Source organism: Serratia sp. A07 (genome assembly GCF_058725505.1).
Map to the genome: position 1 here is coordinate 1 of NZ_JBZXDO010000023.1, position 14193 is coordinate 14193.

Genomic DNA, 14193 nt, shown 5'->3' on the forward strand with positions numbered 1-14193 from the left:
ACCGAACAGCAAAATGTTTTCTCCTGACGCCACCCAGTCGTCGTTTTCGCACAGTTGTCGAAACTGCCCGCTGTTCAACTCCGGTACCTGGCTGAAGTCATACCCATCAAGGCCTTTTCCAGCCGGCAGACGCGCTTCTTTCAGATAGGCTCCGGTTGCTTGACCTGTACTTCCCGTTGCCGCAAAAGCTGCAGGTGATGCGTGAGCATGCCGTTACTGACGAAAGTCAGGCGCAGGTGACCGTGTCGACGGCGCACCGGAGCAAGGGGCTGGAGTGGCCGGTGGTGGTGCTGGACGAGGATTTTGCGGACATCACTGACCCTTTGATGACCGAGCGTGAGCGTACCGATGAGACCAATCTGCTGTATGTTGCAGTGACCCGCACCAGGGAAACACTGGTGCTGAACGGATTGCTGCAGTTGCTAATGGAGAGCGAAGAGGATACGACAGGAGAGGCTGCATGCTGAAAGCCATCAAAGCGATGCTGGTTGGTGTCAAAGAAATACCGGTGAGGCCAACGGCACGCGTTGCAACCCCGCAGAGCCCGGCAGGCTATTTTATGCCGGCGACTGCCGAGCGGTTGCTGGATACGGCATCCCGCAAGCAGTGCCTGCAGCAGCTGTGGGAGAACAGCGCACTGCCCAAAGACCTCTATACGGATTTCTATCTACAGCCGCTGAAGCAGCTCATGACGCTGCTGCAGGTACTGCCGGCTGCGCAACAGGGGGAATATGCCCGGGAAGGCGGGTTGGCTGAAGTCACCCTCCAGACGGTGACCTATGCGGTGCGCCTGGCCAAGGGGCATATGCTGCCCCCTGGGGCCGCACCGGAAGAACAGGCGGCCCAAAATGTGCAGTGGAACATGGTGGTGTTCTATGCGGCACTGTGGCACTACCTGCCGCTGCTTAGCCAACTGGAGGGCGAACTCCGGAGCGGTCAGCCCTGGTTGGTTGGTGTGGTCATCCCCACAGAACCTTACCGCTTTCGGTTCTCTGCTACCTCGTCAGATCCGGTATTGGCGACAAGTCAGAGCACGATGATTGCGGCACGTTTGCTGCCGGCAGCGGTCATCGACTGGCTGTCAGCACTGCCGGCGGCCATTCAGTCGTTGATGCTGATTGCATCACGTCAACCGAGTGCATTACCGGTAATAGACGACATTGTCCAGGATGCGGTCAGGCTGGCCCGTGGCGAGGATTTGTTGGCTGCCCTGCAGGGCGGTGGGGCTGCGCTTGTCACGCCGGCAGTGCCATTAACGTCGATGGTGCCGGCAGTTGAAAAAGAAACTTTCACTCCGCCGGTGTCGGCGATTGATAAGCAAAGCACAGTCAGCAGCACCCACTCACCTCTTATCGAGGAACAACTGCCGGCAGAGATAGCAGGTCCGTCTAACGGGAATGTACCGTCAGCAACAGATGCATTACTCAGCTCGGCACTGGATACACCGGTGAACGACAAGCCGTTGGCCGAGATGAAGATAGAACCGGAGCCGGTTGTCGGCACGGGTGAAGATATTCAGGCCCTGTTGTCATTAATGGCCGTTGAGGTGTCTGCTCCGGTGAACCAGACAGAACAGGCGTTCGGGGACGCCCTTCACGAAAGTGAAGGCCCTATGCCTGCTAATAATCCTGTGCTTACTGTTGAAGTGACCCAGGAGGTTGAAGTTGTCGAAGCAAACTCCGAACTTGGCGCTCCTCAAATACCAACACCGACTATTGAAGTTAATGGAGAGGTAACGCCCGGAGAAGCCTTTTGGCGTTGGTTAGCTGATGGACTCAATTCTAATCAAATCCTCATTAACACTGCAGAGGCTAGGGTTCATCTTGTTTCTGGTTTTATCTTTATCACCGTGCCTGGAGTTTTTTATTTGTATTTGAAACAGAGGGGTCTGGATGGCTCTCAGCGAGAAGTCCTTCAGGAAGACTTTGAACGCCTGGAAAAACACCGCAGGGGAAAGGGTAAGCGATTTTATTTTGCGCACCTATATAAAACGTCAGAGTGCACAGGTGCGTTTAAACGAACCAAAGGTTATCTCGTTAAAGCAAGTTTGCTCTATCGGGGAGAAAAACTACCTGACGACAGTCCGGTATTGGTGATCCCTTAACAGGGATTAATCGTGTCATGCGAACATATCATGCTCGCATGATTTTTGTTTAAGCTAGGGAGATATCATGCATAAATTGTGTGCTATGGATTGGGAAACTCTGCTTGAGGAATATTTTTTCTCAAAAGCGCTACGTCCAGAAACTGAAAAGAGTTATCGCCGTGTCGTTGCCGTTTTCAGGAAGTTTATTGGGTATGACAAGTTACCTGATGACGTTACAAATCGAGAGCTGATTTTGTGGCGTAGAGACATGCTTGGAAGGGGAATTACAACAAGTACCTGGAATAATAAAGCTCGCCATTTGCGTGCGATCTACAATCAGGGGATAAAGAAAAAATGGTTGAACATAGAGGAAAATCCCTTAAACGAAACGCAAGTACCACCAGGTAGTAAGCGTAAAAAAATACTGAACCGTGACCAGTTGGTCAGGATTAATCTGGTGTTAGAGCAATTTGAAGAACGCGAAAAACGCCAAGTGGGCAAAAGTCGTTCCTGTGCTCTCTTTCCTGTTTGGTATTGGCGGACGGTTATCGACGTTTTGCGTTCGACGGGGATGAGACAAAACCAGTTATTACATATACGTCTTATGGATGTTGATCTTGAGGCAAACTCGATGTTGCTGTGTAAAGAGGGGAGTAAAACTCATCGTGAGTGGTTGGTTCCTATAGTCAGTTTTGTCCGCGAACGTATGCGAATACTTATAAGTCGGGCAATTGAACAGGGAGCCGAACCGGCAGATTATCTGTTCGATGTATCGCGATTCTTGACTCCATTCGGTGAGGTTGACTCAGAGCCAGCAATACAGCCTGTTCGCTCGTTTTTCACCAGACTAACAAAAGAGTGTGGTTTTAAGGTAAGTCCACATCGGTTTAGGCATACACTAGCGACTGAGATGATGAAGTCGCCAGATCGTAATTTGGCAATGGTTAAAGGTCTGCTGGGACATCGAAGTGTCAGTACAACGATGGAGTATGTTGAGCTGGATTTGAAGATTACAGGGCAAGCGCTTGAGAATGAATTGTCACTGTATATGGATGTCGCATCCAACGGTGAAGAAGGGCGCAGACACGCCTTGACATAACTTTAACAAGCTGTAAAAATCACCAGTGATCGAGAAAAGGACGCCTGTGCGGGAACACAGGCATCCCTTTTAAGAGGAACCTAGTTATTAACATCGAGTGTGCAAATTCGAAAAACACTGCGATATCAACTTGCTGGTTCCTTTGTTCCGCCCGTTAAAGGGATTGCCTCTAACCAGCGTGCTTTCATGCAGAATTAGTGGTGCCCGGACTCGGAATCGAACCAAGGACACGGGGATTTTCAATCCCCTGCTCTACCGACTGAGCTATCCGGGCAACGGGGCGCATTAAACCGTATTGGCCGGGTGGCGTCAATCGCTTTCTGTCACAAAGCCGATCGGTTGCTCTATTTTCAGGCAGCGAACCTGGCGGAGTGGGGAATGGGAGGGTATCGTCATTCAATAAATATGCATATAAAACGTGTATTTATACCGTCGTTAAGATGGGTTTTTATGATTTTTTAATTAAATAACAATGCGTTATTTTAAAATCAATGCGCGTTAAACCAGGGCGATTCTTGCTTGAACCCCGCAACGAATCATGCAATCATTGCGCAAATTTTAGCACTCTCCGTTCCCTGACGGTGTTCCCGCTTCTTATAAGCCAGAGGGTTATTGGCATGACTGGTTTTGTTGCTCAAGCGCTGCTGCGCACCAGACATCTGACGCCGCCACCGTTCCGCCGTTGTCTCCTTTGCACGTCATCCGCCCGAATACGCCTGCCGGCCATGCGGTAAGGCCGCCTGATGCTCGCTGTTAGGCATGCGTAAAGCCAGCGCTATGGCCCTGATTTTACTGATGCCTGTCGGACGCTGCCAAGACCAGTTCCCCCGATAGCCGCCTGATGATCCCCGATCATGAGCCGGTCACGCACGCCGCTTATGCTGCCGTGCCCGGGTATCGCTTTACCGGGATAACCGCGTTATCTCATTACCGTGCCGGTGGCACACCCTCATCCTTCACCGTTTGAGAGTCAGCATGATGAAAGAATTGAAAATCGCGACCAGCGCCAGCCTGGTCGCCACCATTGAGACGCTGCGCCAAATCGTGCGCGTAGAGCAGACGGACTACACCGACGTGGCGGCGGTGGTGGTGTCGGTCGCCGACGTTAACGCCGGCATTCTGGCGCGCTTGCAGGCGACGGGGTTCGACATTCCGACCTTCGTGGCGGTGGAAGGGGATGAGCATCTCTCGCCGGACTATCTGCCGTTCGTCAGTGGGGTTTTCGCGCTGCTGGCCGGCGCCAGCAAGCCGTTCTACATGGCGCAGCTGGAGGCCGCCGCCGACGCCTACGAGCAGGCGCTGCTGCCGCCATTCTTCAAAACGCTGAAGACCTACGTCGAGATGGAAAACTCGACCTTTGCCTGCCCGGGGCATCAGGGCGGTGAGTTCTTCCGCAAACACCCGGCCGGCCGGCAGTTCTTCGATTTCTACGGTGAGACCCTGTTTCGTTCCGATATGTGCAACGCCGACGTCAAGCTGGGCGATCTGCTGATCCACGAAGGATCGGCCAAGGATGCGCAAAAGCACGCGGCGCGGGTGTTCAACGCCGATAAAACCTACTTCGTGCTCAACGGCACCTCGGCGGCCAACAAGGTGGTGACCAACGCGCTGCTGACCCGTGGCGATCTGGTGCTGTTCGATCGCAACAACCATAAATCCAACCACCACGGGGCGCTGATCCAGGCCGGGGCCACGCCGGTCTATCTGGAAACCGCCCGTAACCCGTTCGGCTTTATCGGCGGCATCGATGCGCACTGCTTCGACGAACGCTACCTGCGTGAGCAGATCCGCGAAGTGGCGCCGGAGAAAGCCGCGGCGGCGCGGCCGTTCCGGCTGGCGATCATCCAGCTCGGTACCTACGACGGCACGATTTACAACGCTCGCCAGGTGATCGACACCATCGGTCATCTGTGCGACTACATCCTGTTCGACTCCGCCTGGGTGGGCTACGAAGGCTTTATCCCGATGCTGAAAGAGTGTTCGCCGCTGCTGCTGGAGCTGGACGAACACGATCCGGGCATTTTCGTCACCCAGTCGGTGCATAAACAGCAGGCGGGGTTCTCGCAGACCTCGCAGATCCATAAGAAAGACGACCACATCAAAGGGCAAAAGCGCCACTGCAACCACAAGCACCTGAACAACGCGTTCATGCTGCATGCGTCGACCAGCCCGTTCTATCCGCTGTTCGCCGCGCTGGACGTCAACGCCAAGATGCACGCCGGCCCCGCCGGGCGCCGCATGTGGATGGACTGCGTCAAGCTGGGCATCGAGACCCGTAAACAGCTGCTCAAGCGCTGCTCGCAGCTGAAGCCGTTTATTCCGCAGCAGGTGGCGGGCAAAGACTGGCAGGATCACGATACTGACCTTATCGCCAACGACGCGCGCTTCTTCACCTTCGTGCCGGGGGAAACGTGGCACGGCTTCGAAGGCTATGCCCAGGATCAGTATTTGGTGGATCCGTGCAAGCTGCTGCTGACCACGCCGGGCATCGACGCCGCGACCGGCCAATACACCGAGTTCGGCGTGCCGGCCACCATTCTGGCCAACTTCCTGCGCGAGAACGGCATCGTGCCGGAGAAGTGCGATCTCAACTCGATCCTGTTCCTGCTGACCCCGGCGGAAAACCCGGCCAAGATGGAGCACCTGGTGGAGATGCTGGCGCAGTTCGAGCGCTATGTTGCAGAGGACGCGCCGCTGAGCGTGGTGCTGCCGACGGTGTACCGCAAGAACGAGCAGCGCTACCGCGGCTACAGCATTCGCCGGCTGTGCCAGGAGATGCACGATCTGTACGTCAGCTTCGACGTCAAACAGCTGCAAAAGGAGATGTTCCGCCAGGATCATTTCCCGCCGGTGGTGATGAACCCGCAGGACGCCAACGTGGAGTTTATCCGCGATAACGTCGAGCTGGTGCCGATCGGCCAGGCGGAAGGGCGCATCGCGGCGGAAGGGGCCTTGCCGTACCCGCCGGGCGTGCTGTGCGTGGTGCCGGGCGAAGTGTGGGGCGGCGCGGTGCAGCGCTACTTCCTGGCGCTGGAAGAGGGCATCAACCGTCTGCCGGGCTTCTCGCCGGAGCTGCAGGGGGTCTACATCGAGAAAAAAGATCACGGCTGGAAGCGCATCTTCGGCTATATGATCAAGCCATAGAAAAAGGGCCGGTTTGCACCGGCCCTTCTCATTTATCCACGCGGAACGCGTTACTTTCTGCGGTAGCTCTTCTGCGCGGTATTCACTTTCACCAGATAGCGGCGCGACTCGGCGGCCGGGTGCTTGGTGGTCAGCGTCTGGTACACGTCGCCCGGCTGCATGCCGTTGATGATGCCTACCGCGCGCGTTCTGTCGCTGGAGAACACCCGCAGCACGCTGCCTGCGCCGCCGTTGTAGGCGGTGATCACCGCATAGCGGCGCGAGGTCGGGTTCTGAATGCCGCCCAGGTAGTTGTTCTGCAGGATAGCCAGGTAGGCGGTGCCGGTGTCGATGTTGTTCTCCGGATCGAACAGGTAGCTGCGGCTCGGGGTGCCCCATTTGCCGCGCATCTGGAACACATCCTTACCGGCGGTGTGCTGCACCACCTGCATCAGGCCCAGCGCGTCCGAACCGCTCACCGCATACGGGTTGAAGCTCGATTCGGTCTGCATGATCGCCAGGATCAGCGACTCGTCCACGCCGTATTTTTCCGACGCCTTGCGCACCATCGGCAGGTATTTGTGCGCACGTTTGTCCAGGTGGTTCGGCACCAGCTGGATGGTGACCGAGTAGATCACGTGCAGGCCGGAGGTGCGTTTTTGCAGCTTGGTCTGCAGCAGGTAATCGGCGAAGTGCGCCGCGCGCCATTCCCAGCGGATCGGCGCGCCCTTGTTATCCAGCACCTGGCCGTACAGGAACGGCTCTTTGCTGATCTGGATATCGTTGGCGTCGGAATAGAGATCGATGGACCCCGGATCGTCACCCATCAGCAGCGTGCTGATGATCGCCTGGCGCAGGTGCGCGGCCGGATCGGTGGTGGCGATGGTCTCGATGGTAATGGCGCCGGTGTCGAAGTTGATGTGGCTGCGGGTTTGGTATTGGTCGGTATATTTGACGTAGTCTTTCGGCCCGGCGATCAGAACTTCGTTCAGACCCCAGATGTTCTCGATGTTGTGGGCGAATTGGCCCATCAGAATGTCGAAGCCGTTGGTATCTTTAATCCAGGCTTCGTTGATTTCTTCACTTTTTTTGCCGGAACAGGAGATCAGCAAAGGCGCTATTACGAGCAAAGCTAAAATTTTCTTCATCTTAAAGCCGTTTGGAAGAAGTATAAGAGGATTGAAGCGGGCCAGCGCCTGGCCCCAACAGCGTTATTCGCTCGGCGGCGTATAGCCTTCGATGTGCACGTCGTGCCCTTCGAACAGGAACTTGATCATTTCCTCTTCCAGCAGCTTGCGGTCGTCCACGTTCATCATATTCAGCTTCTTCTCGTTGATCAGCATGGTCTGCTTCTTCATCCACTCGCCCCAGGCTTCCTTGGAGATCTCGTTGTAGATGCGCTTGCCGACGTCACCGGGATAAAGTTGGAAGTCCTGGCCTTCGGCGTCGCGCTGCAGGAAAGTACAAAAAATGGTGCGGCTCATGCTAATTCCTCATCGATGGCGCTATCGCCATATAAGTTTTGTTGGATCGGGGGCTGCTTCGCCAGCTGTTGCAACAGGCGATCCACCGGCGCTGCCAGCCCGACCGACGGCGGCTGCGCTAAGTTATACCAGAGACCTGCGCCCTCATCCATGCCGCTGCCCGCCGCGTCGAGCGACAGCCACATCGGCACGATATCGAGGTGGAAATGGCTGAACGTATGGCGAAACGCGGTCAGCTGCTCCAGGCGCTTGCCTTTCAGACCGCGCTGCTGCAGCCAGAGTTCCAAATCCACGCGCGCGCTGAACTGCGGGAAGCAGAACAGGCCGCCCCACAGGCCCACCGCCGGGCGCTGCTCCAGCCACACCCGGTCGCCGTGCTGCAGCAATAAGAAGTAGGCGGTTTTTTCCGGCAGGGTCTGCTTGGGTTTCTTGCCGGGGTAGTTGGCCCAGCTGTGGTTGGCGTAAGACAGGCAGCCGACGTTGAGCGGGCAGAGTTCGCACTTGGGCTTGGAGCGGGTGCAGACCATGGCGCCCAGATCCATCATTGCCTGGTTGAACTGGCCGACGCCCTGCGCCGGGGTGACCTCTTCGCTGATTTTCCACAGCCGGTTTTCGACTTCTTTCTTGCCCGGCCAGCCCTCCACCGCGTAGCAGCGGGCCAGCACGCGCTTCACGTTGCCGTCGAGGATCGGATAGTGTTGGCCCAGCGCCAACGACAGCACCGCGCCGGCGGTAGAGCGGCCGACGCCCGGTAAATCGGCGATTTCTGCGAAGGTTGTCGGGAACTCGCCGCCGTGCTGTGCGACAATGGTCTGCGCCGCCTTGTGCAGATTGCGGGCGCGGGCGTAATAGCCGAGGCCGGTCCACAGATGCAGCACTTCGTCGAGCGGGGCTTCCGCCAGCGCGCGCACGTTGGGAAAACGGGCCATAAAGCGCTGAAAATAAGGAATGACGGTGGCAACCTGGGTCTGTTGCAACATCACCTCGGAGAGCCATACTTGATAGGCGGTTTTTTCCAGCTGCCACGGCAGGGTCTTGCGACCGTAGCGCTGATACCAGTCAAGCACCACCTGTGCTAATTGTTGTGCTTGCATCATGAGCAGCGTCGTTATCCGGCAGAAAATGAAGCGAGATTGCAGCATAGAGTCATGGTGCTGTAAACCGGAACTTTCCGACGCCGCACGGCGGGTACAGAAGATGAACACTTGCTAAACCAATGTATCTTTGCATAATGCGCGTTTCCCTAATTGGCAGCCAAACAGACAGAAAGCACTATGATTAATGACGTCATCTCCCCGGAATTTGATGAGAACGGCCGCGCGATGCGCCGTATCCGCAGTTTTGTCCGCCGCCAGGGGCGGCTGACCAAAGGCCAGCAGCACGCGCTGGAGAACTATTGGCCGGTGATGGGCGTGGAGTATCAGGCTGACGCTGTCGATCTCGCCGCGCTGTTCGGTCGTGACGCGCCGACGGTGCTGGAGATCGGTTTTGGCATGGGTGCCTCGCTGGTGACCATGGCGGGCAACAACCCGCAGCAGAACTTTTTAGGGATCGAAGTGCACTCGCCGGGCGTGGGCGCCTGCCTGGCCGACGCCCACGAGGCGAAGCTGAGCAACCTGCGCGTGATGTGCCACGACGCGGTTGAGGTGCTGGAAAACATGATCCCGGACGGCTCGCTGGATATGGTGCAGCTGTTCTTCCCCGATCCGTGGCACAAGGCGCGCCATAACAAGCGCCGCATCGTGCAAACGCCGTTTGTCGAACTGGTGCTGCGCAAGCTGAAGACCGGCGGCGTCTTCCACATGGCCACCGATTGGCAACCTTATGCGGAACATATGTTAGAGGTTATGAACGGGGTCGCAGGCTACCGTAATCTTTCCAGCGATAATGATTACGTGCCGCGTCCGGATTCGCGCCCACTGACGAAATTTGAATTACGCGGCCAGCGCCTGGGACATGGCGTTTGGGACTTGATGTTTGAGAGGAAAGAATAATGGCTAAGAACCGCAGTCGTCGTTTACGTAAAAAGTTGCACATTGAAGAATTTCAGGAGCTGGGTTTCTCCGTAGCCTGGCGCTTCGCCGAAGGCACGTCGGTGGAAGACATCGACAGCACGCTGGATACCTTCATCGATGAAGTGATCGAGCCGAACGGCCTGGCGTTTGACGGCAGCGGCTACCTGCAGTGGGAAGGTCTGATCTGCCTGCAGAAGATCGGCCACTGCACCGACGAGCAGCGCGAGCTGGTGAAAAACTGGCTGGAAGCGCGCAAACTGACCGACGTTAAGGTCAGCGATCTGTTCGATATCTGGTGGGATTGATCGCGCTTGCCCGATGAGCGCGGCTTCGCGCCGCGCCGTTTTATTGATCTAAGGTGCCTTAACGGCGCCTTTGTTTTGCCCGGAGTGTGACCGAGGTGGTAACAACATTGGATAACGCGTTGCTGGAGGAAATCCTGCAACAGGTGCGCCCGCTGATTGGCCAGGGGAAAGTGGCCGACTACATCCCGGCGTTGGCGGAAGTGCCCGCCGATCGGCTGGCGATCGCCGTCTGCACGGTGGACGGCGAACTGTTCCAGGCCGGCGACGCCGCGGAGCGCTTCTCCATTCAGTCGATCTCCAAAGTGCTGAGCCTGACGCTGGCGCTGACGCGCTATCAGGAGCCTGAGATCTGGCGGCGCGTCGGCAAAGAGCCTTCCGGCCTGCCGTTCAACTCGCTGCTGCAGCTGGAGATGGAGCAGGGCAAACCGCGCAATCCGTTTATCAATCCCGGCGCGCTGGTGGTGTGCGACATGTTGCAAACCCGGCTCAGCGCCCCCAAACAGCGCATGCTGGAGGTGGTGCGCCAGCTGGCCGGCGAAGACGACCTGGCCTATGACCTGCGGGTGGCGCGCTCCGAGTTTGAACACTCCGATCGCAATGCGGCCATCGCCTATCTGATGAAGTCGTTCGGCAACTTCGAGAACGACGTGATCACCGTGCTGCAAACCTATTTCCACTACTGTGCGCTGCGCATGAGCTGCGTGGAGCTGGCGCGCAGCTTCGTCTATCTGGCCAATCACGGCCGCGATCTCAACGGCGAGACGGTGATCAGCCCGCTGCAGGCCCGGCAGATCAACGCCCTGATGATGACCAGCGGCATGTACGACGGCGCCGGCGAATTCGCCTATCGGGTGGGGATGCCGGGCAAGTCCGGCGTGGGCGGCGGCATCGTGGCCATCGTGCCGGGCGAGCTGTCGATCGTCGTCTGGTCGCCGGAGCTGGATGCTTCCGGCAACTCGCTGGCGGGAACTGCGGCGCTGGAACTGTTGTCTCAACGTATCGGTCGTTCGATTTTTTAATCCCAATCTGGATGGGAGTCAGGAGAAGCTATGTTGAAGAAAACCGGGTTAGTCTTACTGCTGCTGGCGGCGACTGCCGCGCAGGCCCACGCCGAGTACCAATGCAGCGTTAAACCCCAGGACGATGTGATCATCAGCCCGCAGAGCGTGCAGGTGAAAGGCGCCAGCGGCGACCTGCAAATTTCGCCGGATGGCGACGTGATCCGCAACGGTCAGGCGCTGAGCCTGAGCGACAGCCAGCGGCAGAAAGCCTTCAGTTACCAGAGCGCGCTGCGCAAGCAGCTGCCGTGGATCGACGACGGCGCGCAGAAACACCTGGAGAAAGCCCGCTCGGCGCTGGATAAGGTGATCGTCAAAGAGCTGGGCAGCAACAGCAACGTGCGCAACCGGCTGACCACCCTCAACGGCCAGCTGAAACAGCAGATGAACCGCATCATCGAGCACCGCAGCGACGGCCTGACCTTCCACCACAAGGCGATTGACCAGGTGGAACAGGATGGCCGCAACATCGTGCAGCAGAGCATGGGCGGCGTGCTGCAGGACAGCCTGAACGAGATGGGCGTCAAACAGGCTGCCAACAGCGGCGGCAATCCGCTGCAGGCGATCATGGGCAACCTGGGCGGCTTGCAGAAGGCGATCCAGAACGAGTGGAACAACCAGGAGCAGGACTTCCAGAACTTCGGTCACGACGTTTGCAACCGCGTCACCGCACTGGAAACCCAGCGCAAGGATCTGCTGAAGGCGTTGAAGTGATTTAAGAACCTTCTCGGCAGTATGTTTTTTGACCTTCTGAAGCTTATCTGACAGACTGGTCAAACTACGTACAGACTTATGGATGTTTACGGAGGACGCTATGAGCCATACACGTTACGAAACCGATGTTGTTGCCTGGGCAAATGAACAGGCCGCTCTTTTGCGCTCCGGAAAATTGTCTGAGATCGATATTGAAAAGATCGCCGAGGAGATTGAGGACGTGGGGAAGAGCGAGCAAAGGGAACTTGCTAGCCGGATGACGGTGCTGATTGCACATTTGCTTAAATGGAAATATCAGCCGGCCAGGCGCGGAACCAGCTGGGAGAGAACGATTAAAGCGCAGCGCAAAGAGGTGCTTTACAGCTTGAAAGAGTCGCCCAGCCTAAAAGGTAAACTGAGCGATGCTGATTGGCTGGATGTCGTCTGGTCGAAGGCCGTTGCGCTCGCTACGGCCGAAACTGGGCTGGATGTATATCCGGAAAACGGCATCTGGGAAACTCAGCAGATTCTGTCTCAGACGTTTTACCCGGATTAACACCAATAAAAAAGCGCTGATTATTCAGCGCTTTTTTTTACTCGTCGTCCGCCAGGAACAGTTCCAGCAGCGAGTTGAGGAACAGTTTGCCCTTCTCGGTGATTTGCCAGTGCTCCGCGGTTTCTTCCAGATAGCCTTTGGCCAGCGCTTCGTCCAGCTGCGGGCGAATGACGCTTTCCGCTAGCCCGGTGTAGTTGACGAAGTCGGCGCGCGGCGCAGCTTCCAGCAGGCGGAAGCGGTTCATGAAGAATTCGAACGGCCGATCCGCCGCCGCCACCTCATGCTGCTTGTCCATGTAGTCGCCGCGCATAAAGCCGCGCGGGTGCTTGGTCTTGGCGGTGCGCAGGATGCGCCCGTCGCTGAAGGTCACCTTGCCGTGCGCGCCGCAGCCGATCCCCAGATAGTCGCCGAAGCGCCAGTAGTTGAGGTTGTGCTGGCATTGGTAGCCCGGTTTGGCATAGGCCGAGGTTTCATACTGCTGATAGCCGGCGGCGCTCAGCAGCTGGTGGCCGCGCTCGAAGATGTCCCACAGCGCGTCGTCGTCCGGCAAAACCGGCGGGCGCGAGCTGAACAGGGTGTTCGGCTCGATGGTCAGCTGATACCACGACAGGTGCGGCGGGTTCAGGGCAATAGCCTGGCGCAGATCGTCCAGCGCCTCTTCCAGCGACTGATTCGGCAGGCCGTGCATCAGATCGAGGTTGAAGCTGCGCAGGCCGAGGCCGGTCGCCAGCGTTGCCGCGCGCTTGGCCTCTTCCGGGCCGTGGATGCGCCCTAAGCGGGTCAGCTTCTCGGCGCTGAAGCTTTGCACCCCGATGGAGATGCGGTTGACGCCGGCGCGCTGGTAGCCGCTGAAGCGATCGGCCTCCACGGTGCCGGGGTTGGCCTCCATGGTGATTTCGGCGTCGTCGGCGACGCGAATGCGCGCCCGCACGCCGTCCAGCAAGGCTTGCATCGCCTCTGCGCTCAGCAGGCTGGGGGTGCCGCCGCCGATGAAGATGGTGCTTATCTCCCGGCCGCCGGCCAGCGGCAGATCGGCATCCAGATCCGCCAACAGATGATCGACATACTCCTGATGCGGCACGTCACCCTTCAGCGCATGGGAGTTGAAGTCGCAGTACGGGCATTTCTGCACGCACCACGGGATGTGAATGTAGAGACTCAGCGGGGGCAGCTTAAGCATTGCGCATGGCTTCCAACATCAGCGTCAGCGCCTTGCCGCGGTGCGAAATCGCCCGCTTCTCGTCGCGGCTCAGCTCGGCGGCGGTGCGGCCCAGCTCCGGCACGTAGAAGACAGGATCGTAACCGAAGCCGCCTTCGCCGGCGGCCTGCTCGGTGATCTCACCGCCCCAGCTGCCGTGGAACACCAGCGGCGTCGGATCTTCTGCATGGCGCAGATAGACCAGCACGCAGTGGAATTGCGCGCCGCGCCGGCCCGGCGCTACGCCTTTCAGCGCCGCCAGCAGCTTGTCGAGGTTCTGCCGATCGTCGGCGTCTTCACCGGCATAGCGTGCGGAGTAGATGCCCGGCGCGCCGCCCAGCGCGTCGACCGCCAGGCCGGAGTCGTCGGCGATCGCCGGCAGGCCGGTGACCCGTGCCGCATGGCGCGCTTTCAGAATGGCGTTTTCGATAAACGTCAGCCCGGTTTCTTCGGCGGATTCCACGCCGAGATCGGTTTGCGCGACCACGTCCAGGCCGAAATCGGCCAACAGGTCGGCAAGTTCGCGCACTTTGCCCGGGTTACCGGTGGCAAGAACGACTTTTTGCATAATGACTA

At 57.9% G+C, this 14193-nt stretch carries 13 protein-coding genes, 1 tRNA gene and 1 pseudogene; 9 read left to right on the top strand and 6 right to left on the bottom strand.

Going from position 1 to position 14193, the window contains the following annotated elements:
- Positions 1-128: 128 nt before the first annotated feature.
- From AC4PR2_RS19530 to AC4PR2_RS19540, 3 genes and pseudogenes are all read left to right on the top strand, one after another.
- Positions 129-467 (top strand): annotated as a pseudogene (locus tag AC4PR2_RS19530) (ATP-binding domain-containing protein); the annotation flags it as partial.
- Positions 461-2104 carry a TraI domain-containing protein gene (locus AC4PR2_RS19535; protein WP_492175378.1) on the top strand — a complete coding sequence of 548 codons (1644 nt, stop codon included), beginning with the start codon at positions 461-463 and terminating at the stop codon, positions 2102-2104. The pseudogene AC4PR2_RS19530 and the gene AC4PR2_RS19535, both read left to right, overlap by 7 nt.
- Positions 2105-2171: 67 nt before the next feature.
- Positions 2172-3185, top strand: coding sequence for a tyrosine-type recombinase/integrase (locus tag AC4PR2_RS19540; RefSeq protein ID WP_099784542.1), 1014 nt, complete (start codon positions 2172-2174; stop codon positions 3183-3185).
- A 198-nt stretch (positions 3186-3383) separates the two neighbouring features.
- On the opposite strand, the gene AC4PR2_RS19545 is transcribed toward AC4PR2_RS19540, so the two are convergent.
- Positions 3384-3459, bottom strand: a tRNA-Phe gene (locus AC4PR2_RS19545).
- Positions 3460-4163: 704 nt separating this feature from the next.
- Between AC4PR2_RS19545 and speF the strand changes: the two genes are divergently transcribed.
- The gene (gene speF, locus AC4PR2_RS19550; RefSeq protein WP_048234788.1) at positions 4164-6329 is read left to right on the top strand and encodes an ornithine decarboxylase SpeF; all 2166 of its coding nucleotides are present in this window, start codon (positions 4164-4166) and stop codon (positions 6327-6329) included.
- 50 nt (positions 6330-6379) lie between these two features.
- Here the strand turns inward: speF and mltC are convergent, their stop codons facing one another.
- The 3 genes from mltC to mutY form a co-directional block, all read right to left on the bottom strand.
- Entirely contained in the window at positions 6380-7456 is a 1077-nt protein-coding gene (gene mltC, locus AC4PR2_RS19555) for a membrane-bound lytic murein transglycosylase MltC (protein ID WP_004937402.1), read from the bottom strand.
- A gap of 63 nt (positions 7457-7519) precedes the next feature.
- Positions 7520-7792: an oxidative damage protection protein gene (locus AC4PR2_RS19560; RefSeq protein WP_004937404.1), complete on the bottom strand. Its 273-nt coding sequence runs from the start codon at positions 7790-7792 to the stop codon at positions 7520-7522.
- The gene (gene mutY / locus AC4PR2_RS19565) at positions 7789-8889 is read right to left on the bottom strand and encodes an A/G-specific adenine glycosylase (protein WP_492175380.1); all 1101 of its coding nucleotides are present in this window, start codon (positions 8887-8889) and stop codon (positions 7789-7791) included. The genes AC4PR2_RS19560 and mutY overlap by 4 nt, the downstream gene beginning before the upstream one ends.
- A 177-nt stretch (positions 8890-9066) precedes the next feature.
- Here mutY and trmB point away from each other — a divergent pair, with 177 nt between their 5' ends.
- The 5 genes from trmB to AC4PR2_RS19590 all read left to right on the top strand — a co-directional run bounded on the left by trmB (position 9067) and on the right by AC4PR2_RS19590 (position 12419).
- Positions 9067-9786, top strand: a complete 720-nt coding sequence (gene trmB, locus AC4PR2_RS19570) for a tRNA (guanosine(46)-N7)-methyltransferase TrmB (RefSeq protein WP_033654659.1) — start codon at positions 9067-9069, stop codon at positions 9784-9786.
- Positions 9786-10112 (top strand): YggL family protein, encoded by a 327-nt coding sequence (locus AC4PR2_RS19575; RefSeq protein ID WP_019456098.1) that lies wholly within the window; start codon positions 9786-9788, stop codon positions 10110-10112. The genes trmB and AC4PR2_RS19575 overlap by 1 nt, the downstream gene beginning before the upstream one ends.
- A 95-nt stretch (positions 10113-10207) precedes the next feature.
- Positions 10208-11131 carry a glutaminase B gene (gene glsB, locus AC4PR2_RS19580; protein ID WP_033649631.1) on the top strand — a complete coding sequence of 308 codons (924 nt, stop codon included), beginning with the start codon at positions 10208-10210 and terminating at the stop codon, positions 11129-11131.
- A gap of 30 nt (positions 11132-11161) precedes the next feature.
- Positions 11162-11884, top strand: a complete 723-nt coding sequence (locus AC4PR2_RS19585) for a YggN family protein (protein ID WP_197786752.1) — start codon at positions 11162-11164, stop codon at positions 11882-11884.
- A gap of 100 nt (positions 11885-11984) precedes the next feature.
- Positions 11985-12419: a DUF29 domain-containing protein gene (locus AC4PR2_RS19590; protein WP_016930094.1), complete on the top strand. Its 435-nt coding sequence runs from the start codon at positions 11985-11987 to the stop codon at positions 12417-12419.
- Between the two features lie 37 nt (positions 12420-12456).
- On the opposite strand, the gene hemW is transcribed toward AC4PR2_RS19590, so the two are convergent.
- Both hemW and AC4PR2_RS19600 read right to left on the bottom strand, forming a co-directional pair.
- A complete protein-coding gene (gene hemW, locus AC4PR2_RS19595) occupies positions 12457-13599 on the bottom strand; it encodes a radical SAM family heme chaperone HemW (RefSeq protein ID WP_084827142.1) in 1143 nt (380 codons plus the stop codon).
- Entirely contained in the window at positions 13592-14185 is a 594-nt protein-coding gene (locus AC4PR2_RS19600) for an XTP/dITP diphosphatase (protein ID WP_180547705.1), read from the bottom strand. The genes hemW and AC4PR2_RS19600 overlap by 8 nt, the downstream gene beginning before the upstream one ends.
- Between the last annotated feature and the right edge of the window lie 8 nt (positions 14186-14193).

Coding starts and splice junctions, on each gene's coding strand:
- AC4PR2_RS19560 (WP_004937404.1), bottom strand. CDS start 7,792: ATGAGCCGCACCATTTTTTGTACTTTCCTGCAGCGCGACGCCGAAGGC.
- AC4PR2_RS19585 (WP_197786752.1), top strand. CDS start 11,162: ATGTTGAAGAAAACCGGGTTAGTCTTACTGCTGCTGGCGGCGACTGCC.
- speF (WP_048234788.1), top strand. CDS start 4,164: ATGAAAGAATTGAAAATCGCGACCAGCGCCAGCCTGGTCGCCACCATT.
- trmB (WP_033654659.1), top strand. CDS start 9,067: ATGATTAATGACGTCATCTCCCCGGAATTTGATGAGAACGGCCGCGCG.
- mltC (WP_004937402.1), bottom strand. CDS start 7,456: ATGAAGAAAATTTTAGCTTTGCTCGTAATAGCGCCTTTGCTGATCTCC.
- hemW (WP_084827142.1), bottom strand. CDS start 13,599: ATGCTTAAGCTGCCCCCGCTGAGTCTCTACATTCACATCCCGTGGTGC.
- mutY (WP_492175380.1), bottom strand. CDS start 8,889: ATGATGCAAGCACAACAATTAGCACAGGTGGTGCTTGACTGGTATCAG.
- AC4PR2_RS19535 (WP_492175378.1), top strand. CDS start 461: ATGCTGAAAGCCATCAAAGCGATGCTGGTTGGTGTCAAAGAAATACCG.
- AC4PR2_RS19540 (WP_099784542.1), top strand. CDS start 2,172: ATGCATAAATTGTGTGCTATGGATTGGGAAACTCTGCTTGAGGAATAT.
- AC4PR2_RS19590 (WP_016930094.1), top strand. CDS start 11,985: ATGAGCCATACACGTTACGAAACCGATGTTGTTGCCTGGGCAAATGAA.
- AC4PR2_RS19600 (WP_180547705.1), bottom strand. CDS start 14,185: ATGCAAAAAGTCGTTCTTGCCACCGGTAACCCGGGCAAAGTGCGCGAA.
- AC4PR2_RS19575 (WP_019456098.1), top strand. CDS start 9,786: ATGGCTAAGAACCGCAGTCGTCGTTTACGTAAAAAGTTGCACATTGAA.